The following is a 21,165-nucleotide window of genomic DNA, read 5'->3' as shown; positions in this document are numbered from 1 at the left end:
TCCGACTCACTCCTCCTCATCCTCCTCGTCGTCATCCTTCTTTTCGGGTTTGAGGACCAGTTTGCCCTGTTTCTTGCTCTCGTTCAAGTCGGTCTCGGGGGCCTCCTTGTGCACCAGGTTCTGGTGGCAGTCGATGCAGGTCGCCCCTTCAGTCTCCATCTTCTTGTGCGCAGCCTTGGCATCAGCGCCGGGCGGTTGCGGATTCTTGTGGCATTCACGACAGGTGCGGCTGTCCCACTTCTTCAGGTTCATGCGTGCATCGTGCGCCATGATCAGCCGGCGCTCGTTGAACTTCTCCAGGGTGGAGTAATCCTCGGCAAACTCCATGTACAGCTCGCGCGCCCCATCCACCACGTGGGTGGCCACCGCCAGGTGGAAGTTCTTGAAGCCCTGCGGGATATGGCAGTCCTTGCAGCCGGGGTTGGCCCCCAGCGCGCCATAGTGCGAGGAGGTCTTGAGCTCCTCCGCGGGATAACTCATGGAATGGCAACTGGTGCAGAATTCGGTGGTGGAGACGGCGGCCTCGCCGCCGAATACCACCGCCACCATCACGATTCCCAGTACGGCACCTGTGAGCAGGGTGCCGCCTGCTTTCATTCCCGCCATCAGTCCTCCGAACCTTTCACACCCACTTTGGCCTTGGCCTGGAAGTCGTCATGGTACTTGAACTTCGGCTCGCCAGTGAAGGTGCCGTCCAGTTTGTAGTGCTCGTGCATGGCCTTGGTGTCCTTGACGTACTTGTCAAAGTCGAAGGTGTACTTCTTGTCCACCGCGGGGGTGAAGGGGGTGTAGGGCTTCTTGGCGCCCTTCCACGGGCTGCCTTCGTAGTTCATGTGGCAGGCGTTGCAGCTTTCTTCAAAGCTGAAGTCCTGTCCGGCATCGGCCAAGGTCTGGCGCGGGGCGGTCTTCTTCGATTTCTCGAAGGCAGCACCGGCCTTGCGGTGGGTGCCGCGATACTTGGAGCCGGGACCATGGCACGATTCGCAGCCCACGCCGGTGGTGAACTTGCTCGGGTCTTCGACGGTGTAGCCGCCTTCCTTGCCCCAACCGTCGACGTGACAGCCTACGCAGTCCTTGTCCTTGGTGTAGTCCTTGGTCGGGTCGAGCTTGGCCTTCTTCTTGGCCTCGGCTTTGGTGTTGGGCTTCAGGGAGTCCATGGCTTTGGCGTGCGCGGTGTCGCCCCACGATTCGGCCTGGCTCTTGTGACAGGAACTGCACTTCTTGCGGCCTTCATACGATTGCGCGGTAGCACTGCCTGCAACTACCGCCAGCATGGCGGCTGCGGCGAGGACTAATGTCATGCGATGGCTCATGGTTTCTCCTTTTTTTCTGGCGAGACAAAATTATCCGGGTGTTATTAAAACTTTTTTTATCCTGAATCCGACGCTTGCAGCGTGCCCCTGAAAGCGAAGCGCACGGGAAACGTAAAATCCTTTGTATTATAACGCTTAAGCGATAAATGCGCGGTCTACTACCGGATTCCGGATTTTGCCCATACTGTATCTCCGGTTTCTGTAAACGGGTAGCACCAGTACCATGACTCTTTCTGGTACCACTGGTACCGCCAGCCCGCCGCAGGCGGGTGGGCCGGGGCGGTGGTCTGGTGGGTCTTCGGGTCTGGGGTCTGCTCGCTTGTATCTGTCGCGGTGTCTGCGCTGTGTCTGCGTTATATCGCCGGAATCAGGTGCCTTCGGGGAGGTCGGCGCCGCTTGCGCCGTCGCCGGGGGCGGGGATCTTGTAGACCCAGTAGCCGCCTTGCTGGTAGATGAGCTGGAGGGCTTGCAGTTCCAGGGGCTGGGATTCGGTGAAGGGCAGCATCTGGGCGATGAGGCTCTCGCTGTTGGGGCCTTTGTGCAGGAAGTAGGCGCGCACCATTTTGTCGGAAATGGATTGCAGGGTGTAGGTGTCGAACTGGTTGCTCTGCATCCAGGTCTTGAGGTAGCCGATCAGGCCGTGCATGTTGCCTTCCATGGGGAAGTTCTTGTAGGTGATGTCAAACTGGGGGCGCATGAGCCCCAGTTTGTAGAGGTCGTTGACGTGGATGGCAATGTAGGCTTCGCGGTTGCCTGCCAGTTCGCGCAGCAGGGCGGCGCCGGTCTCGGGCGGGGCCAGGAGGGCGTCGGCGAAGCGCTGGAAGGTGGCGCGTTCCTGTTCGCCGGCGGGCGCGCCCCAGAATTCGCTCTCGTAGCGTTTGATGGCGTCGGTGCGCTCAAGCCACGGGGTGGGGACGATCAGGGGTTCGCCGATGCGGGTGGTGAACAGGGTGTCGCGTCCGGCCAGGAGGTTGACCTGGCGCGAGGTGTCCCACCAGGCGAGGATGAGCGCGTCCTTGGGCGCATGCTTGGCGATGGCAACAGACAGGGCGGCAAGTTCGCTGAGTTTGTTGTCGACGGTGACGAGCAGTTCGCTGGTGTGGTTTTCCCAGTCGAGCCGCACGGGTGGGTGGTCGCCCAGCCTGGCGGTGTGGGTGAGTGCCAGGGGCTGGTCGACGCCTTCGGCATAGACTTCGTATTGGGCCAGCTTGAGGGCGGGGTCGATGTCTGCCGGCAGGCCCAGTTGCGGAAACTGGTCGATGCCGCCTTCGGTGACGAGCTGGTAGCGATAGGGGGCGGGGCCGGGGTTGAACCAGAGCCAGCCAAACCAGAGGAGTAAAAGAATTCCTCCCGCCACCAGGAGGATGCCCAGTGAGGGGAGGAGTTTGGTGTTACGCCGCGCCACGGGGGCGCGGGTTGAAGTTGAGGTGCTCAAATGTTAGCGTTCGCTTTTTTCACGGCGGCGCCAGCCAGCCAGAGCCAGGGTGCCGGCCAGGAGCATGCCGCCGCCCAGGCCGCCCAGGGAGAGCTTGTCATCGGTGCTCTGGATGTCAAGCAGGCTGGAGCGTCGGCTGGATTCCATTTTGGCGACCCGTGCCTGCAAGGCGGCCATTTCGCGAATCTTGGTGTTTTCGTCCATGACTTCGACGTAGTCGCGGTTCATGGGTCCCCAGCCTTCGGTGTAGGTCCAGCCGCCCGGGTTGACGTGGGCTAAGCCTACGTGCAGTTTGGGCAGGTTGTTCTCACCCATTTCCAGGACTTTGAGCTCGATGGCGGCAGGGTTGTTGTCCTTGGACCAGTAGAGCTGGGTGAAGCCGGCAAACATTTCTTTGTCGGGTGCCAGGGGGGCGGGACGGTTGGTCTTCTGGCCGGTGAGCAGGCCATCCTTGTAGAGTTTCTCGGCTACGCCGTGGGCTTCCTTGAATTTGGCCAGGCCATGCAGGGTGCCTTTGTCCATGAATTCGAGGTAGGAGCGGGCGAAGCGTTCGGAGTGGCACTGGGTGCAGGTCTTGACCCAGGAGTCAAGCCGCTCTTCGGACCATTCGCTGGTGATGTTCTCGGCTATGCCGGGAACGGCGGGGTAGTTGGCCCAGCGTATCTTTCTGACGACGTTGTGGGCGTATTTGCCTTCATACTCGAAGTGGCAGCCGGCACAGGTGGGGGCGGTCTGTCCGCCTTTGGCGTAGGCGTCCTTCAGGGGGACTTCCCAGTTCCATTTGTCGCCCATGAGGGACACGATCTTGCCGTGCTTGCTCATGGAGTAGGCTTCCCAGTTGTTGTGGTCTACGCCGCTGTGGCAGGTGGCGCACGCTTCGGGCTGACGCGATTCGGCCGCGGAGAATTCGTGCCGGGTGTGGCACATGTCGCATTTGTTCTGGTTGGTGTGGCACATGCTGCAGCCTTCGGCAATCTCGCGCTGGGGCATGGCGGCAAATACGGCGACTTCGACGTTGGCTTTCCAGTCAAGGGCGTGCGAGGGGCGTCCCTGCGGCCATTGCTTGTTGGGCCAGATCAAGGTGTCGCGCTCGGATTCGCGTTCGGCAAATTCCTGCAGGTGGCAGGTGCCGCAGACGTCTGCGGTGGGCATGCGCAGGTCTTTCATGTGGTCGGCTTTGCCTTTGGCGTTGATGTCGACGTGGCAGTCGATGCAACCAACTTCCTTGAGCTTTTCGGTGGCGCCGAGCCGGTTCATGGAGCGAAGGTTCTTCTCGACGTCTTCCAGTTTGGCTTTCTTGTAGTAAATGGGGTCGTCAGGCTTTAAGTTGCGGATCTTGTCCAGGTTGGCGTGGGTGCTCTTTTTCCAGGCGTTGACCCAGACCGGCGATTCGTCGGTGTGGCATTTGACGCATTCGTCGCGCGCAGCCACTTCTTTCATGGAGGTGGGCGGCTTGTAGAAGGAGGCAGGGTCAAAGTACATGCTCATGGGAATGGGCTCCCAGTATTTGGCCAGGGTGCCACGGCCCGCACCTTGTGCCGGGTCTTTGTAGCGCTTGACCAGCGCCTGGTGCAATTCTTTCGGTGAGGCCGATTGCTGCAGGTTCAGCGCTTTGTACGTTTCTTTGGGGACGCTGGGAAAGTCCGCGTACGCAGACGCCGCCAATAAGGCGCCGCATGCGAGCGTGACCAGCTTCAGCCAAGGTTTGACAACCATTTTTCTCTCCTTACTCCGTGTTGATTTGTTGTGTCCGATATCCAGACTCGAAACCCGGATCGCCAGGCAATCAGGGCCTCTCCCTAGTCCGATATCTGTCTTTTCTGTAAAACCCCCAGGGCTATCCCCAAGGCCTCCCTAAAACACCGCGTAGCCTAAACGTACAACTACTTCATGTCAAGAAAATTGAGCTGTGCAGTAAAAATTGAAACAGGCCGATCCGACTGCAGAAGTGGCTTATCAAGGGAACCGCCGGCAGATGCGACAGTTCAATCGCCTCTATTGGGCCAGGCGACGCAAAACTTGAATTGATGAGTGTTACGGGTAAACCAGGTGGGGAGGTGAAGGCAATACTGAGCAAGCAGGTATAAGCTGATCCCCACCTGCTCGGTATTGCTATGTTGCAAAACGGCCGATTTTATCTGCGGCAAAACGATTGACTATAACCAGATTGACCATAATCATCGAATGGCTCCATCGCGAAACGTACCATGGTTCCTTTACGGCGCTGTCCGGGTAACGTTATGTACGGACTTCTCGTCGGTAACCGGGGGAGACGGTTTGTAGCAATAATGCAACAACAGGCCCGTGAATACGGCGCCTCCGACGATGTTACCCAATGTGACGGGGATCTGGTTCCAAAACAGCCATTGCCCGACAGTGATGTCAGCGCCGAGAAGCATAGCGGTTGGCATAACGAACATATTTACTATCGAGTGCTCAAACGCCAAGGCGAAAAATGTGGATACCGGCAACCAGATGGAGGCTATTTTGCCGAATGCGGATGTTGACACCATACCCAGAATGGTTCCAAGCGCGACCATCCAATTGCAAAGTATACCTTTGACGAATGCGGTCAACCAACCATTCGCCCCGGCATGTTCATAGACGAGCGTTTTGGAGATCGCGACCGCGATGATTTTATCGCCGAGCGCCCCGTGAGGCTCGATAAAAGCCTCGGTTAGGGCAATTGCAATTAAAAAACCGACAAACACACAGCCGAAGAAATTTCCCAGGTATACCCAGCCCCAATTGCGAAACATCTGGTTAACCGTTACCTTGCCGCGTACAACGCCAACCGGCAGTACAGCGAAGTTGCCGGTCGCAAGTTCCATGCCGAGCAATATGATCATGGCGAAACCTACCGGGAAAACGGCTCCTGAGACGAGGGCGGCGGCGCCTTCGGAAAAGCCGGTAGAACACTTGAAAGCAAGCGCGGTTCCATACGCGAGAAGCGCGCCAGACAGGAAGCCTTTAACCAGCATTCCGCCAGCGGGCAGACCCGCTTTCTTTTTGCTGGCAGCTTCAACCTCTTCCATGAGTTTATACGGCGGATGATAGTCCATGCTTTTTCCTATTCCCCTAATACAATGTCTCTCGATCTTACGCGAGCGTCGTACCCGAACCGTTACCACCCGGCTTATTCGGGCCAACCCCGCTACCAATAAATAAGGTGGCAAGCCACCACACGAAAAGCAGAATCGAACCTATGACCATATACCAGCCAGCGTGCTCCTGGTCATTCACCAGATAGCTGTTGCAAACCCGGACGGGCGCAACGATATATAACCAGCCAAGCACTGCCAGCATACTAATAAAATTTGTCCAGACAAAGCCCCGGCCAATCAGGGTCAGACGCCTCCAGGCAAGGACTAGAGGAAACCCGACGAGCAGCGGCAGGCTGAGGAATTTTCCAACCTCGGCCAGAGGATCCGTCAGCGCCGCATCCAGCGCGCGAGGGAGCATCCAGTAGCTTGAGGCAAATAATGCAACCACTACACAGGGCACTGATCCGCCTACTCCAGCCAGAACGGCATTCTGCCAGTGCACTGGAAGCAATCGACACGCGATAATTCCCAATATAACAAGCAACGGCATTTGCACCAGCATGTGACGGCTCATGGTTGCTTCCAGCCAATCGCGCGCCATGGGTGTTCCGAGAAGCAAATATAATATGCCCAGGCCAAGCCCGTATTTGACATTACGGGATAAAGCGGGATTACTCATAGCAACGACACCACTTGCTCGGCAAATGGTGCCGCTTTATCGATATCGGTAATCAGCCTCAGGCGCCCGTCGCGGCCGACGAGATGAAGCGCCGTATTATGCTCATATCCCCCGAATTCATCGGGGATCACAACGATGCCGAACGCGTCGAGCAGGGATTTGAGTTCCGCCTTGTCAGGCACCCTCGCAATACGCCAGATTTTTCCGTCAGCGCCGTAGGCCTGGCCATATTTTTTCAAACTGGCCGTATCATCATGATCCGGGTCGAAACTGATACTGATCAGTGCAAAATCGCGCCCCAGGGATTCCTTCGGTATGAGGTCGCGGATCTGCTTGAAGATCATACCCATACTTTGGCACAGCGTAGTGCAGCTTGTGTAGATGAAGTCTACTGCGAGTAGTCTTCCTTCATAATCCTGCAGGCTGAATTTGTTTCCATCCTGGTCTTCGAGCATCACCGCTGGCAATGGACGCGGTGAGTGCAGAATTTCCACTCTCCGCGCCGTTTCAGCAGTGAACGCGGTAAATCCGTCCGTACCCCACCAAAAAAACCATGAACCCAGTGAAATCACCAGCGTTGTTGTCACTACGCTGCGTTTCACCGGGTTCATGGGTTATATGGGCTGCATCATGTAGCGGCCAGACTTCGCGCCTGAGATGCGCGCTGATAATCGCGACCAGCGAAACCCAACCGTGAGAAGAAGCGGAATATGAACACCAGCACGGCAGCAAGTAACAACATTACGAAATACGAAGCAAGACGATCGTAGGGCACCCATTCCGGAAGATGCTCCGCGTAACGGCGCGGTACACTTATTTTTCCGGAGTAGAGAAACGACATGGTGAAACCCATGGTGCCGATAACGAATGCCCAGAAAGCCGCGACATCGATAGGGCTGTCTTTGGCATTTTCATTCGGCTTCCCGAGGTAGTACATGAACCCGAATACCATTGCGACCATGCCAAGCAGCAGATAGGTATGAAAATGCCCCGGTACCCATAGCGTGTTATGCATTACATAATTAACCGTGATTGTGCCGTCGATAAATGCGGGCATGGCGCCCACAGCCCAACCAAACAATGACACAAACAGCAGTCGTGAGCACATGTCCCAGCGAATGCCCGAACGGTACACGATCATCATGGCGCCGTAGCCGGTCACTATTAAAATTGGAAAGGTGTTGAGATAACCAATTATATGGCCAACGATCAGAAACCACTTGGGATAGGCGTAGTCCATCAGCAAATGATGCGGAAAGATGAACATGACCATGATGGTGGAAGCCGTCCAGGAAGCAAGAAATACCTTGTTCGATTTCCAGGGACGCTGCGTGTAGCGCGGCAGAATCTCATAAACGGCAATCACTGCCATGTAGATAACCGCGTTGATGAACACATGGCCAAAGAAATAGATCATGCCCTTGGCAAGCAGCGGATCAATTTCAAAGCTCGGCACATAGAGATTCACCAGCATCATCACCAGGATACTGGCGCCGACTACCAAGCCCACGAGGTTGACGATCGTCACCATTGTGCTGGCCACTACGGTTGGCGGTGGCGCGTTACCATCGTCATGACCAAAAAGTTGTGGCCAACCAAGCCCGCGGCCGAGCCCGCCGTAGCGAACGATGATGGCGCGCGCGATATCCAGATGCAGCAGCACGAAACCCACGCCGATTACCAGCAGGCCACCCATGAACAGGGCAGCGGCGCCCGTGCTCCACAAGCCCATCGAGTTTCCAGGCAAGGGAAACAGAAACGTCCAGGCGGCATGAAAATCACCCAGCAGGACACTGGCCAGGATCATCACCACGCCGATCAGGAATAGCGCCAGATTGGCCATGAATATGCCGTTGGAGAGATCCACATACAGCCGCAGGAAATGCCACATGATAGCCGCGCCGGCCAGCGCGACGATACCTACCATACCGGCGCCATGCAATGTCATGATCTTGTAAAACCAGAGCCCCCCGATGGAGGTGATTTGCGCTTGCTCCAGTCTCATGAGCAGACCGAAAACCATCATCAGCAGTAGTACAACAGCTGAGACGACTAAATAGGCCAGTACGCCGGCCTTTGCCCCTGTATCAGGAACTGGGGTATAGGTATAGCTTGCCATGCTTATTCCTCTCTAAGATTTGCCAACTTTGATTTCAGTCATCATATTGTGATGCGCAACCCCGCAATACTCCATGCACAGCACTTTGTATATGCCTTCCTTTTTGAAAGTGTGATAGATTACATTGGTGTAGTGGGGCATGGCCTGTGCCTGTGCCACCAGACGCAAATCAGTGTCATAAATGCCGAAACCATGATTAACATCCGCGCTGGTAATACGGATTTCAACCGGTTGCCCCACTTCGACTTGGTCGCGATCCATTTCCCAGTACCACATGTGCCCAATTACATTGATGACCTGTGCCGGACCAAGTTTTGAATCCGCGCGGCTTTCGCTATACGGCAAAGGCAGGCCAACCAGGTTATAAATCATCGCCGGGAAAAACAACAATGCCACCGCCCAGAATAACTTCGTGCGAAAACCATATGCACTCTTTACCAACGGCCCGTAGTCCTCTTCCCGCTTGCCGGAATTGATGGCAACGTAAACAACGCCGAATGCAATCAGCGACATCAATACAAGGGAAACCTGCCACGCGGTTTCTTGCATTTATACTCTCCTTCTTTCTATGTATTTCATCGGTAGTGCCCGGTAAATTACAGCGGTGCCGGGCGATAACTCTAGCGGGGTTTGAAAAGTCTCTAAATGCCGATTTGAAATGGTTGCCTATATTCAGATGAATTTTCCAAGCCTGCGAGACTGGAAATCCACCAGATATGCAAACAACCGGGAGAAAATATTGTTCATGGCGGATCTACAACGCATCCGAGAACTGCTTATATTCAACGGTCATTTTGAGCGGTTATTTCGAACCGCTTTTTATCCATCATGCCGGAAACAATCTTTTTCAATCCCACTAGTAATACCCACACTTTCCACGCAGGTATGCATTTTGATTACTGTGTGAGGGCTGGATTATGCTTTATGAGGACCTTGGTGTCAAGCGCAGACTGTGCGGATTCAACACGAAAATCGGCTTGTCAATACCGTTCGTTATCCCCTCGCGCCATTCACGTAAGCGGCAGTAAGTTCGTGTGCGGGAGACTCGAAAATTTGCCGGCAATGGCCAAATTCAACCAGGCTACCGGCCTGGCCTCTGACCCAGAAAAACGCGGCGTAGTTAGCGATCCGCCGCGCCTGCGCCAGATTATGGGTGACAATGACGATCGTGTAGCGACCGCGCAGACGGCTGATCAGGTCTTCGACTATACCCGAGGCGATGGGATCAAGCGCGCTACAGGGTTCGTCCATCAGCAGAATCCGTGGATTCAAAGCCAGCGCGCGAGCAATGCAAAGGCGCTGCTGCTGCCCGCCAGAGAGATTTAGCGCAGATGAATGCAGCCGATCATGCACTTCGTCCCACAGCCCGACATCCCGCAATACCTGCTCGATAACGGCTGCTGTGTCGACACGACGCTTGACGCCATGCTCGTGCAAAGGCAGTTCGATATTACGATAGATCGAGAGCGGAAATGGCGTTGGCTTCTGGAACACCATGCCGATCTGCCGCCGCAATGCTTGTACATCGCAGGCAGGGTCATGGATGTCACCACCATCGATGCAAATGCGGCCACTTACTCCGCAACCGGGAATCAGGTCGGTAAGCCGATTGATGGAAGAGAGAAAACTTGTTTTTCCGCATCCCGAAGGCCCGATCAGCGCCGTAATGCAGCCGCGGTAAATATCCAGTGTAACGTTAGCCAAGGCGGTCTTGGGGCCGTAACGAAGGGAAAAATTTTCAACCTGGATCAAGGGTTGAGGGTCGCAACACGCTGGGCCCACCTGCATTGGCCCCAGCGTATAGCCATTATCGGCCTTGCCCAGCGGGTCATCAGCCGCTTTGGCGGGTTCTATGGGCGTGGGTTCAGGCTCGCGGTACATCGGTATTGGAGTATCCGTTTGAGTTCTGCGACATTATCTTCCGGCGCTGCCAGCCGGCAGTCAGGCGCATGGCTATCATATTGATGAGTAGCAGCGCTGTTATCAGCACCAGTGCGGACGCATAAGCCGCAGCATCGCCGCCGGGAACATTCATGGATAGATCGAAAATATGTACTGCCAGAGTCCGCCCTGAATCAAGCAGCGAACCCGGCGTGCGATCGACATAGCCGCTGGTAAACAGTAGCGCCGCGGTTTCGGCAATGGCGCGGCCGATCCCCAGCAGCAGTCCTGCAGCCAGCGATGGCGCGGCAATTGGCAATAACAAACGAAACAACGTCGAAGTGCGCGACATGCCCAACGCAGCGGCAGACAGGCGATACGCATCAGGTACGGTACGCAAGCCCGACTCTGCGGTGCTGACGAGAATGGGCAGCAGCATGCAAGCCAAGGTCAGGCCGCCCGAGAGGATGGAAAATCCCATACCCAGATAAATGCTGAAAAAGGCATTGCCGAACAGGCCAAAAACGATGGAGGGAACTGCGGTGAGCACCTGCAGACTGTAGCGTACCGCACCGCCGAAGCCGCTGCCTGCGGAAACATGATTGGCGAGTAACGCAGCCGTGGCCCATCCCAGCGGCAGGGCTGCCATCAGGGCAATCGCAAGCACAAGCGCAGTGGAAACGAGGATAGAGCCGATACCCCCGGCACGGCCAGCCTCGCGCGGCGAACCTATGACAAAGTCCAGGGAAAGATGCGCCATGCCACCGCGCACGATATCGCTCAATATCCATGTAAACGCAGCACAAATCAGTAACGCGGCACAGTAAACCGCTAATTGCGCGAACCAATCGCGAAGAGTTCGCGTCGATTTCGTGAAAACCATTTCAGCCATCGCCATTTCTCGCCAGCCGGGCTGCAACGCTCCAGAGCGACATCACGAGCACCATGAGCGTCAAGCCCGACACGAACAGAGCAGCCCGATGGTCGTCCATGGCATAGGGCATCTCCAGCGCAATATTGGCGGCCAGAGTACGTATCGGCTCGAACAGGCTGGAGGGGTTCTGCACGACGTTACCCGTGACCATCAATAAAGCCATGGTTTCGCCGATAGCGCGACCGGCCGCGAGAATGACACCTGCGGCGATACCCGTTTTTGCAGCCGGTAGCGCGACGCCCCGGATCATCCCCCAGCGGGACAGGCCCAGCGCTGCTGCACCGATCATATATTCGTCGGGCACGGCCAATAGCGCGGCGTACGCCGTGAGCGCGACGGTAGGCAGAATCATCAGCGTCAGCACCAGAATCCCGGCCAGCAGGCTGGCGCCGGGTGGATGCAGTTGGTTGATCAGGGGCACCAGGGTAGTCAGGCCCCAGAAACCGTAGACCACGGAGGGAATACCTGCCAGCAACTCGACCAGATGCCGGTAGGTGCTCGCCGCATGCGGAGATGCATAATAGGCGATAAACAGCGCCGAGGCGATGCCCAGCGGGGTTGCCAGTAATAGTGCCCCGGCTGCGGCGTAGAGGGTACCCGACAGCATGGGCGCTAAGTTGTATAAGTTTTCTCCGGGATTCCAGGAGGGGTCGGTGAGAAAACGCTCGATCGATATATGCCGCAGCGCTGGCCAGGATTCCATCGCGAGGAATAACAGGATCAGCATCACCACGCCCATCGCGGCGCCTGCTGCACCGCGCAGCAGCCAGAGCGTCAGCGTATCAACGGAAGCCAATGGGGACAAAATATTGTGCCTCAACCAGATCATGTACCTGCTCCGAACGGGCAAACGCGATGAAATCCCGGGCCAGCCCTTCAGGTTCAGTCCGCGTTACCAGGTTGAGCGGCCGCGATAGCGGAAACGTACCATTACGTACATTCGCTACGGTAGCCGCGATACCATCAAGCGGCAGTAGTTTGATCGGCGTACCGTGCCGTGCTTCGTATTCCGCCGCGCCTATCGATACATAACCGATGGCGTTCGGGTTGCCGGCTACCGTCTTGATTCCCTGCGCGTTGTCGCCGATGATCACGTGCGGCTTGATATCGCTGTTCTTCAGCTTTAAATAGCCCAGAAACAGCTCAAGTGTCGATCGGCCTTCAGCCTTGTTAATGGCGGTGATGGGTGCGTCTCGCCCGCCTAGTGTCTTCCAGTTGACGATTTTGCCGGTATAGATATCGATAACCTGCTGCCGGCTTAACCCGGAGACCCGGTTACTCGCGTGCAGAATAAGCCCAACACCATCCAGGGCAATGGTATGTGCTTGTAAATCCCGCTCGGCCGGTTTCAAGGCGCGGGATACCATACCGATCCCGGCCGTTCCGTTACGCGTGTCATTAATGCCGCGCGAAGAACCGCCAGTCTGCACATCTATCCGCATACCGGGGTGTTGCAACTCGAAGCGCCGGGCGATTTCCGCTGCCAGCGGGGCGATAGTGCTGGCGCCGGTTAAAACCAGTTTCTCCGCAGCAGCATTGCCAGGTTGAGCCCAGCCATATCCCAATAATGATGCCACAATAAATATGGCATATCTGGCATATTTCTTTATCGAAAATATCCTCATTCTCTTAGCCCGGATGTTTCATAAATTCGCGTGATGATTGCGCAGGATTTTTGTTTTGTAGGGAGATTTTGTGAAAGAGTGGCGTAGTTATTCATACGCCCGACTGAACGAAATCTTCATACGAAACAAAAGACCAGCGAGGGCGCGCGAATTTATGAAACATCCGGGCTAGCCTCGCCGCCAAGCATGGTACTTTTCCACCCAATCCAGCAGGCGATACGGTATGTGTGCACGCCTCCACTCCCCGGCCGCATATTTGTTGGCCTCCGACCAGGTTGGATAAGTGTGAATGGTACCGAGTATCTTTTTGAGACCGAGGTTGTGTTTCATCGCTAGCACAAATTCCGCCAGCAAGTCGCTGGCATGGTCACTCACAATAGTTGCACCCAGGATACGGTCGCTGCCCGGTGGACTGAGCACCTTGATAAACCCGCGCGCTGCTTCATCCGTGATGGCGCGATCCAGCCCTTCCAGATGATAGCGGGTCACTTCGAACTTAATGCCGCGCTTGTTTGCTTCGGCCTCCGATAAGCCGACGCGGGCAACCTCCGGATGGGTGAACGTAGCCCATGGAATTACCGAGTAATCCACCTTGAAACGTTTGAGACCGCCAAACAATGCGTTGACGGATGCATACCATGCCTGGTGAGCGGCGACGTGCGTAAACTGATATGGCCCGGCCACGTCGCCGCACGCATAGATGTTGGGATAGAGCGTCTGCAACCACGCATCCGCTTCAATCGTCCCTTTTGGCGAATTCGGAATTCCCAGTTCTTCGAGACCGAAGCCTTCGGTATTAGCCGTTCTTCCCACTGCGCACAGCATCGCGTCAAATGGAATGGCTTCCTCCTTTCCGTTATGGTGCACAATCAATCGTTGCTCACCGGTTCCGCTTTCGCAACGAATAGCATCGGTTTGGGTCAGCAGGCGCACGCCATCGGCGCGCAACGCAGATTCGATCAGCACAACGGCATCCGTATCCTCCCTTTCCAGTAGCCTTGATCTCACTACCTGCGTGACTTGGCAATCCAGAAGCGCAAAAGCTTGCGCCAACTCGCAGCCGATAGGCCCGCCGCCTAGAACGACGAGCCGGCCGGGTCGCTCGGTAAGCGACCAGATGGTGTCGGAGGTATAGTAGCGCACCTGCTCCAGCCCCGGAATCGGGGGAATTGCGGGACGGGAACCTGTAGCGATGACAATCGAACGCGTACTGATGATCTGCCCGTTGACCTCCACCGTCCAGGGCGAGGTAATGCGCGCTTTGCCATGGATCACCTCCACCCCCAGCTTTGTATAACGCTCTACCGAATCATGCGGCTCGATCATTTTTATGATGCGATGTACACGCGCCATTACCTCACCAAAACGGTAATCGACGGTTGCGCCACGAAAACCCAGGTCTTTTGCATGTTGCGCCTCCCGCAGGAAAGTAGCCGAACGGATCAGCGTTTTGGAGGGCACGCAGCCAAAATTAAGGCAATCCCCGCCCATTCTATTCGCTTCAATCAGCGTAACCCTGGCGCGGGTAGCGGCGGCAAGGTAGGACGTCACCAGACCCGCCGAGCCTGCGCCGATAACCACCAGATTACGATCGAACCGGATGGGTTTAGCCCAGCGTGCATGTATATTTCCCGCCCCCCTCATCCTCACACGCGCCACTGCCCATCGTGCCAGCCAGGGGAATATGGCGAGCAACGCGAAAGACCCTATCAGCGCAGGTGAGAAAATATCGGAAAGACTGGCGATCGAGGCTAACTGCGTGCCGGCGTTGACATAAATTGCCGTCCCTGGCAGCATGCCCAGCAGGCTGGTCCAGAAGAAGGTGCCGGTCGGTATGGCCGTCAGCCCCATCAACAAATTGATTATGAAGAAAGGAAATACCGGCACCAGGCGCAAAGTGAAAAGATAAAATGCGCCGTCACGCTTGATGCCTGCGTCGATCGCCGTCATGCGGTCGCCGAAACGTTGCTGCACGAACTCCCGAAAGACGTAGCGCGCCATCCATAATGCGACCGTCGCGCCAATGCCGGCGGAAATGACAGCCAGTGGAATGCCGACCCAGACCCCAAAGATGGCGCCGCCCGCCAACGTCATCACAGCGGCGCCGGGCAGGGAGAGCGCGGCTATGACAATATAGGTGCCAACATACAGGCCTATCATTTGCAGCGGCCGTGCCTGATAAGCCTGTTGCAGCCCATCACGACCGCTCTTGAGCGTTTCCAGGCTGAGGAAGCGCCCGAGATCAAACGCCAGGAACAAAATAATCAACAATACCAGCAATACGAGCAGCCACCAATGCTTCATCCCGGGCGCCTCTAATCTGATTTGCAAGTACTGTTTAAAGGTGGGTTACCGGGTGCCTGCCTTGGTACCCCATGAGTTTATGAAAATTGTTTCTCAGCTACCGTTCAAGGTGAAAGCTGACGCTGCCTTGATAAACGGACTACCGCATACGTTGAATTTTTCGGAACACCATTTTATCTTCAAGCCACTTCATTTCCATGCTCTTCATTTATTTGAAAGATCATCCCTGAAAACGATCATTCAGATGCCTCGTTTCATTTCGCTGCATGAGGCGCCGTACCTGAAACAACTGTAACAGCGGTGGTGTTTCATGCTCACGGGCGTTTGCATGGCTTCCGTCAGCGTTTCCCCCAGAATATAGTCTGGATCGTCATCCACGAGAGTACAGGCATAAACCTGTAATCGTCCGTCGCTTTTCGCGATCATCTTGCTGAACGCACACATGAACGAGTGGCGAGCCTCTTCGGTATGGAACCCTGTCATGCAGCGTTCCGTGATATGCGGCGATTTCACCTGCGCACCCGGCGGGTGAAATTCGGGAAATTCGATACGCGGCAAATCCTCAGGTAAGCCTGCGGTACGGAAAACCTCGCTGAAGCGCGCCGAAACCACTTCCGGTGTGAGCGTAGGCAAAAGCTGATTTGCCACCGAAACATTGAATTCCAGTTCATGGAGTGCTCGCAATCCTTCCAGCGCACGAGCGAACATGCCTTCACCACGCCCGGCGTCATGCCGGGCGGCATCGGGATAATCCAGGCTCACACGGAAACTGAGCGTATACGGCCGGTCGCGCAGCGGTTCGAGTTGCTTCAGGCGCTTGATCAACGCTTCGGTTGCGTTGGTCAGCACCAGGCACGGCCTATACTGCAACGCATAATCGAGGATACGAACGATATCCTTATTGATGAATGGTTCGCCCCCGGTGAAGGAAAACTGTTTGACGCCAAGCTCGAGCGCCTCGTCCACAAACGGAACGACTTCTTCAAAGCGCAACAACTGTAAGCGATCGTCTCCCGGTTTCGAGCCCTCGAGGCAAAAGGGACAGGCAAGATTACACGCGGTGCCGGTATGAAACCACAATTCATCCAGCGCGTGCGGCCGAATAAAGCCGCGTGGCTGATCGTCAGGCGTGCGCCGCCAGTTTTCGGAACGACTGGATCGCTCGCTACCGATGGGGATGATCTCTCCGCCGCCGATGCCCATGGGCTAGCAACATCCGCCCGAATGGTTGTCCGCGCCGCCACGGAGTGTGTCGTCGAAAGGTAGCCCCGTACCGCAACCGGGGAAAATACCGTAGTGCCGGTCAAAGTTACCGTAGAAGTCAAAATGCGCGGCGAACCGGGTATCATGCAGCATGCGCCAGGAGTTGCCGCAGATAAGGAAGAACTTGCCGGTTTCGATACGATGGTGCTTGTCGAGCTCGAACACATGAGGATGATGCGGTACCGTGCCGCGATAAACCACCGCCTGACCATAGTCTTCACAGGCGGATTCCAGGTTGCCCAACTTGAATAATCGATAAGTGGCAGAGTAAAAACGGATGTTCCCGGTGCGCGCAGCCAGCTCCGCGTTGCCAATGGTAATGCCGCGATCGTCAACCAGTCGCGGATCGGCAAAACCATGCGTGCGGGCCAGGCCGAGAAAATCGTTCCAGTACAACGCCCCGCTCAGGCATTCGCCATACAATACCGGGTCGGCGGTAAGTTCCGCGGGCACCCTCCGATCAGCATACACATCTGAAAAATACAGCTCCCCTCCGGGCTTGAGTACCCGCCACGCTTCGCTCAATACCGCCGCCTTGTCGGGGGCAAGATTGAGCACGCAATTGGATACGATGACATCCACGCTGGCATCCGCCAGTTGAAGTTCAGATAACCGCTCGATATAGCCATGCAGGAAACGCACGTTGCTCTCTGCATGCCCAAATGCCTTACGGTGATATTCCTCATGCCTGGACGCAACCGCAAGTTGCTCTTCCGTCATATCCACCCCAATTACCCGGCCATGCTCTCCCACGAGCTTCGATAGTACGTAAACGTCGCGCCCGGCGCCGCACCCAAGGTCGAGTACGGTCAAGCCATCGAGCGATTCGGGTAGTACCAGGCCACAGCCGTAGTAGCGAGCCAGTACCTCGTCGTGTACCTTCGCCAATATGGGCTTTACATATTCGGGCAAGCCTGCATCCGTCCGGCACGCGTTGGTCTGAAGATCGAGTGAAGAGCCCAGAGTTTCTCCATAGTATTGCTGGATAGTGTCATGCATGGCATTTACCTCATGATCGGAATGATCGGAATTAAATCGTTTTGGAACGATAGCGAGCCGCCAGCCTTTCGGGCGCAACGCCGCGCGCAAAAGCCAGCGCCAGATTGCGATTTGCCCAGGTACGCCGCCACCACCCGTCGCGATGCCAGCGGCGCGGATCGATAAAGACCGGTTCGCGCAAAGGTAAAAAGCGTCCTATCCGGCGTAACCCTCGAACCAGAGACACTTCCTCGAACAGGGGCCAGGGGGAGTGGCCGCCCGCCTCCACATAGGCCTGCCGCGTCATGAAAAGACCCTGGTCACCATATGGAATGCCGAAACGGCAACGAAAAGCGATAGCCGGCTCCAGCAGTAGTGCTGGCCAGGCACGCGGTGCATCGAAACGAAAGCGAAAATAGCCTCCTACCGCACCTTGCGCCAATGCGCGGCCCATTGCCTTCAAGGGATCGGACGGCAACCGGGTGTCGGCATGCAGAAACCATAAGGTGTCACCTTGCGCCAGCGCAGCACCCGAGAGTAATTGCCCTCCCCTGCAGGGTTCGCCGGCTATCCAGCGTGCGTCGTATCGATGGCAGATGTTGCGGCATGACGGGCTGTCGGCACCATCCACCACGATGATCTCCAGCGCCCCTTGAAACAGGTCATGCGGCAAATTTCGCAACTGGCCGAGCAGATCGGCCAGCTTGTCTTCGTCATGATAGCAAGGAATAATCGCACTAAAACCGGACATGACTTCGTTCCCTCCAACGGGCCAGATCGCAAGCCAACCCATGCAGCGCGCGCCGCGCCGGTCGCTGATCCGTATTCAACGCTTCGATCAGCCGAATGACATCATCTTCTTCATCCACGTCGAAACTTTGTGCCAGGTTAACGACCGATTGTCCCGCAGATCGGCAACAGTTGGCCAGTGCCGCGCCCAGGCGCGCCGTGCTCCACGGCAAGCTGCTCAGCGCCGGCCATCGCTGCCGGCTCGCCATCAACACCACACCGCCATCCGCTGCCGGCTTCAACACGGTATCATAATTCGTCAAGGCTTCGTAAACCGCTGCATAATCGGGTGCCGCAAGCAGCGGAGCATCACTGCCGATATACACCAACTGTTCCAGCCCGCCGGCGCGCAGTTTATGATCCAGTGCGTTAAGCCTCTGTCCGAGATTGCCTTCCGCCTGGAGCGCCACACGTATTTCCAGCCGTACCTGCGCTTGCGACAATAGCGCGGATGCCCAAGCGTGATCCGCCGGATCCGCAGGCGCGATTACCACCGGACCAGGCCAGGTACGCGCATCTTCCAGCGCGCAGGCGAGCAGTGCCTCGGCGATGCGGTTCGCCGCCTCCCCACCTACGCTTGCAGCCAGCCGTTGCTTGCCGATGCCCGATGCCGGCCGTTTGCATACCAACACCAGCGCGGCTTCGGTCATGGGCGGCCGCTTGCCGGGGATGCTAATGCAAATCGCATGATCGATGTTGGCATGAGTTGCTCATCGGCTTCTTTTATCGATATGTTGATGATGCAGCGGCCATATGTGTAGCCTGACTGATCAGGCTACCTGGAGACCGGGTTTCTTACATCATAGCGAGCATTTGGCGATGGGACATGGAAATTTTCAAAGGTATCGTTCGTCCGCTCCGGTAGCTGAGCGCCATACTCAACGGGAAACCGACGCTTTACCTGTGGCGAATGCTAAAAACTTGTATCCGCAAACCTTACCGCTGCCTGTACCATTGTTCCAGCATCATCAATACCCAAACCATGGTGCCATGATATCCCGCGTGCTCATTCAGATGCTGTCCCACCAGCTTATCGATAAAATCAGAGCGAACGATGCGCCGGGACTTGAGATCGCTCAGGCTATCCGAAGCCAGGGCCTGCAGTGGCTTGTGCTGTTGGAGCCACACACCGAAAGGTAAACCGAACCCGTGTTTTTGCTTGGTGATGATATCGTCGGGCAAGAATCCCCGTAGCGCTTCCTTGAAGAAATAGCGTAATTTTGTACCCTTGAGCTTCAGGTGGGGTTCGAGTTGCAAGGAGAAAGCCACAATTTCATCGCTGATCAGGGGAAACGCCACTTCCATTCCGGCTAATTCGCACGCCATGGCGACTTTGGGCAGGTCGTTGTCGGCGAGCGTAAACTTTCGATCAAAAGCAAGCATGCGATTTATCAGGCTCGCGGCGTTGCTGTCATGATAGATTTCATTGAGAAGGTTGGCCGGATTGCCCGGATTAACCGTGCTCAGAAATTCCGGCGTAAAAACTTCTTTGGATCCATAGCGCTCCAGCAGATTATAGGTCTCTGTCCGCGCCGGCATCGGGATCGAGGCCTGTTCGATATAACTGCGCGCCTTCCGTACCAGTGGCAACGCAGCTCCACCGGGAATGCCGAAAACCAGCGGTTCGATAATTCCCTTGCGCACGACGGAGGGCGTTTGCCCATACAAGGAGAAGAGATGTTGCTTGGCATAGCGGACATTGCCGCCGAAGAGTTCGTCCCCTCCGTCTCCTCCCAATATCCTGCTCAGGCCGTCAGCCTTAGCCATGTGCGCGCAATAGTATGCGGGGATGGCGGACGCGTTGCCAAAAGGTTGATCGAAAATCGCTGCGACTTGGGGAATGGCGCTTACTATGTCATCCGGAGTGACGTAGTACTCATGATGCCGCGTGGAAAAATGTTTCGCGGCAATGCGCGCATATTCCATTTCATCATAGCCGGAAGCATCGAAGCCAATGGAATAAGTATGGGCCGGTTGACCGGAGACCTCGCCCAATAATCCCGCGATGGTCGAGCTGTCGGTTCCTCCGCTCAGGAAAGCGCCAACCTGCTGATCCCCGACCGCTTCGCGGACGCTTGACCGCAATACCCCCATGAAATCCTGCTTGAGCTCCTGGAAGGGGCGTTTCTCGTTCTCCTGAAATCGCATCTCCCAGTACTTGCGTGTTTCAACGCTCCCCTTTCGATAAATCAGGTATTCGCCGGGCAAGAGACGTTTCTGTCCCTGGTAAATCGTATCCGGCCCGGGCACCATATGAAAATAGAGATAGTTATACAGACCTTGTGGAGCGATATCCGGCTTGGCCTGTGAATGCAGGTTTACGGCATCTGCCGATGAACCAAAAACCAGCCGTCCTCCATCATTGCGGTAGACGAGCGGGCATATGCCCATACGATCGATTGCCAGAATCGCCTCGCCGGTATTTTCGTCCAGGATGCAGAAAGAAAATGCCCCTGTCAGATTTTCGAGTGCCTTTTCTCCTCTTTCCCGCCAATCGTCCGCCAGCGTTTTTGCCACGCCCTCGGCGCGCGCAAGCTGGCTCAAGCGCGGCTCAAGAAAATTCGAGCGCCCCCATAATGCCAGGAGAAACCCATTCTTTTGATAAATGTGCTTGTTATCACCGCTTGCAGCAATGGCAAGACCGCTGTTTCGTCCCGCAACCGCCTCGACGACACTGCCATCGAAACGGGCAAGCGGTCCAGCCATTCGCCTGGCAAGCTGGAGATTCTCGGTAACCGAGCCATCCTGGCCTATCCAGCCGCACAACCCGCTCATGGTAGATCTCCGGTTTTCTTGAACAT

At 56.2% G+C, this 21,165-nt stretch carries 19 protein-coding genes; all 19 read right to left on the bottom strand.

Annotated features, from left to right (window positions below; all coding sequences use genetic code 11):
• Positions 1 to 6 precede the first annotated feature (6 nt).
• Positions 7 to 606 carry a NapC/NirT family cytochrome c gene (locus tag F822_RS08625; RefSeq protein WP_053111332.1) on the bottom strand — a complete coding sequence of 200 codons (600 nt, stop codon included), beginning with the start codon at positions 604 to 606 and terminating at the stop codon, positions 7 to 9.
• Positions 606 to 1,313 (bottom strand): cytochrome c-550 CycA, encoded by a 708-nt coding sequence (cycA, locus tag F822_RS08620; RefSeq protein WP_025042259.1) that lies wholly within the window; start codon positions 1,311 to 1,313, stop codon positions 606 to 608. Before cycA ends, F822_RS08625 begins: the two co-directional genes overlap by 1 nt.
• 367 nt (positions 1,314 to 1,680) lie before the next feature.
• Positions 1,681 to 2,718, bottom strand: a complete 1,038-nt coding sequence (haoB, locus tag F822_RS08615; RefSeq protein WP_051536780.1) for a hydroxylamine oxidation protein HaoB — start codon at positions 2,716 to 2,718, stop codon at positions 1,681 to 1,683.
• Between the two features lie 33 nt (positions 2,719 to 2,751).
• A complete protein-coding gene (locus F822_RS08610; protein WP_025042261.1) occupies positions 2,752 to 4,464 on the bottom strand; it encodes a multiheme c-type cytochrome in 1,713 nt (570 codons plus the stop codon).
• Positions 4,465 to 4,964: 500 nt separating this feature from the next.
• Complete coding sequence (locus F822_RS08605; protein WP_025041758.1) at positions 4,965 to 5,810, bottom strand: formate/nitrite transporter family protein; 846 nt, start codon at positions 5,808 to 5,810, stop codon at positions 4,965 to 4,967.
• Positions 5,811 to 5,847: 37 nt separating this feature from the next.
• Entirely contained in the window at positions 5,848 to 6,471 is a 624-nt protein-coding gene (locus tag F822_RS08600; protein WP_025041759.1) for a hypothetical protein, read from the bottom strand.
• Positions 6,468 to 7,082: an SCO family protein gene (locus tag F822_RS08595; RefSeq protein ID WP_025041760.1), complete on the bottom strand. Its 615-nt coding sequence runs from the start codon at positions 7,080 to 7,082 to the stop codon at positions 6,468 to 6,470. Before F822_RS08595 ends, F822_RS08600 begins: the two co-directional genes overlap by 4 nt.
• 17 nt (positions 7,083 to 7,099) lie before the next feature.
• Complete coding sequence (locus F822_RS08590; RefSeq protein WP_025041761.1) at positions 7,100 to 8,590, bottom strand: cbb3-type cytochrome c oxidase subunit I; 1,491 nt, start codon at positions 8,588 to 8,590, stop codon at positions 7,100 to 7,102.
• Positions 8,591 to 8,602: 12 nt separating this feature from the next.
• Positions 8,603 to 9,139, bottom strand: coding sequence for a cupredoxin domain-containing protein (locus F822_RS08585; protein ID WP_025041762.1), 537 nt, complete (start codon positions 9,137 to 9,139; stop codon positions 8,603 to 8,605).
• Between the two features lie 444 nt (positions 9,140 to 9,583).
• Positions 9,584 to 10,471 (bottom strand): phosphate ABC transporter ATP-binding protein, encoded by an 888-nt coding sequence (locus F822_RS08575; RefSeq protein WP_025041764.1) that lies wholly within the window; start codon positions 10,469 to 10,471, stop codon positions 9,584 to 9,586.
• The gene (gene pstA, locus F822_RS08570) at positions 10,455 to 11,354 is read right to left on the bottom strand and encodes a phosphate ABC transporter permease PstA (protein ID WP_156304377.1); all 900 of its coding nucleotides are present in this window, start codon (positions 11,352 to 11,354) and stop codon (positions 10,455 to 10,457) included. The genes F822_RS08575 and pstA overlap by 17 nt, the downstream gene beginning before the upstream one ends.
• A 1-nt stretch (position 11,355) precedes the next feature.
• Positions 11,356 to 12,234 carry a phosphate ABC transporter permease subunit PstC gene (pstC, locus tag F822_RS08565; protein WP_025041766.1) on the bottom strand — a complete coding sequence of 293 codons (879 nt, stop codon included), beginning with the start codon at positions 12,232 to 12,234 and terminating at the stop codon, positions 11,356 to 11,358.
• Positions 12,188 to 13,030 (bottom strand): phosphate ABC transporter substrate-binding protein, encoded by an 843-nt coding sequence (locus tag F822_RS08560; protein ID WP_025041767.1) that lies wholly within the window; start codon positions 13,028 to 13,030, stop codon positions 12,188 to 12,190. Before F822_RS08560 ends, pstC begins: the two co-directional genes overlap by 47 nt.
• Before the next feature lie 168 nt (positions 13,031 to 13,198).
• Positions 13,199 to 15,334: a dihydrolipoyl dehydrogenase family protein gene (locus tag F822_RS08555; protein ID WP_025041768.1), complete on the bottom strand. Its 2,136-nt coding sequence runs from the start codon at positions 15,332 to 15,334 to the stop codon at positions 13,199 to 13,201.
• Positions 15,335 to 15,574: 240 nt separating this feature from the next.
• Positions 15,575 to 16,537, bottom strand: coding sequence for a radical SAM protein (locus F822_RS08550; RefSeq protein ID WP_025041769.1), 963 nt, complete (start codon positions 16,535 to 16,537; stop codon positions 15,575 to 15,577).
• A gap of 3 nt (positions 16,538 to 16,540) precedes the next feature.
• Positions 16,541 to 17,596, bottom strand: a complete 1,056-nt coding sequence (locus F822_RS08545; protein WP_025041770.1) for a methyltransferase domain-containing protein — start codon at positions 17,594 to 17,596, stop codon at positions 16,541 to 16,543.
• 31 nt (positions 17,597 to 17,627) lie between these two features.
• Positions 17,628 to 18,326 carry a TIGR04283 family arsenosugar biosynthesis glycosyltransferase gene (locus F822_RS08540; RefSeq protein WP_025041771.1) on the bottom strand — a complete coding sequence of 233 codons (699 nt, stop codon included), beginning with the start codon at positions 18,324 to 18,326 and terminating at the stop codon, positions 17,628 to 17,630.
• Positions 18,313 to 19,014, bottom strand: coding sequence for a TIGR04282 family arsenosugar biosynthesis glycosyltransferase (locus tag F822_RS08535; protein WP_025041772.1), 702 nt, complete (start codon positions 19,012 to 19,014; stop codon positions 18,313 to 18,315). The genes F822_RS08540 and F822_RS08535 overlap by 14 nt, the downstream gene beginning before the upstream one ends.
• A gap of 286 nt (positions 19,015 to 19,300) precedes the next feature.
• Entirely contained in the window at positions 19,301 to 21,139 is a 1,839-nt protein-coding gene (locus tag F822_RS08530) for an asparagine synthetase B family protein (protein ID WP_025041773.1), read from the bottom strand.
• Positions 21,140 to 21,165: the final 26 nt, after the last annotated feature.

Source organism: Nitrosospira briensis C-128 (assembly GCF_000619905.2).
GTDB classification, from domain to species: domain Bacteria; phylum Pseudomonadota; class Gammaproteobacteria; order Burkholderiales; family Nitrosomonadaceae; genus Nitrosospira; species Nitrosospira briensis.
The sequence above is the reverse complement of the archived record's forward strand: the minus strand, read 5'-3'. Positions and strand labels throughout refer to the sequence as shown.

Bases quoted from the DNA above. Each gene is read 5' to 3' on its own strand.
- F822_RS08600 (WP_025041759.1), bottom strand. From the start codon at position 6,471: ATGAGTAATCCCGCTTTATCCCGTAATGTCAAATACGGGCTTGGCCTG.
- pstA (WP_156304377.1), bottom strand. From the start codon at position 11,354: ATGGTTTTCACGAAATCGACGCGAACTCTTCGCGATTGGTTCGCGCAA.
- F822_RS08585 (WP_025041762.1), bottom strand. From the start codon at position 9,139: ATGCAAGAAACCGCGTGGCAGGTTTCCCTTGTATTGATGTCGCTGATT.
- F822_RS08560 (WP_025041767.1), bottom strand. From the start codon at position 13,030: ATGAGGATATTTTCGATAAAGAAATATGCCAGATATGCCATATTTATT.
- F822_RS08530 (WP_025041773.1), bottom strand. From the start codon at position 21,139: ATGAGCGGGTTGTGCGGCTGGATAGGCCAGGATGGCTCGGTTACCGAG.
- F822_RS08575 (WP_025041764.1), bottom strand. From the start codon at position 10,471: ATGTACCGCGAGCCTGAACCCACGCCCATAGAACCCGCCAAAGCGGCT.
- F822_RS08590 (WP_025041761.1), bottom strand. From the start codon at position 8,590: ATGGCAAGCTATACCTATACCCCAGTTCCTGATACAGGGGCAAAGGCC.
- F822_RS08545 (WP_025041770.1), bottom strand. From the start codon at position 17,596: ATGCATGACACTATCCAGCAATACTATGGAGAAACTCTGGGCTCTTCA.
- F822_RS08540 (WP_025041771.1), bottom strand. From the start codon at position 18,326: ATGTCCGGTTTTAGTGCGATTATTCCTTGCTATCATGACGAAGACAAG.
- pstC (WP_025041766.1), bottom strand. From the start codon at position 12,234: ATGATCTGGTTGAGGCACAATATTTTGTCCCCATTGGCTTCCGTTGAT.
- F822_RS08595 (WP_025041760.1), bottom strand. From the start codon at position 7,082: ATGAACCCGGTGAAACGCAGCGTAGTGACAACAACGCTGGTGATTTCA.
- F822_RS08535 (WP_025041772.1), bottom strand. From the start codon at position 19,014: ATGACCGAAGCCGCGCTGGTGTTGGTATGCAAACGGCCGGCATCGGGC.
- F822_RS08625 (WP_053111332.1), bottom strand. From the start codon at position 606: ATGGCGGGAATGAAAGCAGGCGGCACCCTGCTCACAGGTGCCGTACTG.
- cycA (WP_025042259.1), bottom strand. From the start codon at position 1,313: ATGAGCCATCGCATGACATTAGTCCTCGCCGCAGCCGCCATGCTGGCG.
- F822_RS08555 (WP_025041768.1), bottom strand. From the start codon at position 15,334: ATGAAGCATTGGTGGCTGCTCGTATTGCTGGTATTGTTGATTATTTTG.
- F822_RS08610 (WP_025042261.1), bottom strand. From the start codon at position 4,464: ATGGTTGTCAAACCTTGGCTGAAGCTGGTCACGCTCGCATGCGGCGCC.
- F822_RS08605 (WP_025041758.1), bottom strand. From the start codon at position 5,810: ATGGACTATCATCCGCCGTATAAACTCATGGAAGAGGTTGAAGCTGCC.
- F822_RS08550 (WP_025041769.1), bottom strand. From the start codon at position 16,537: ATGGGCATCGGCGGCGGAGAGATCATCCCCATCGGTAGCGAGCGATCC.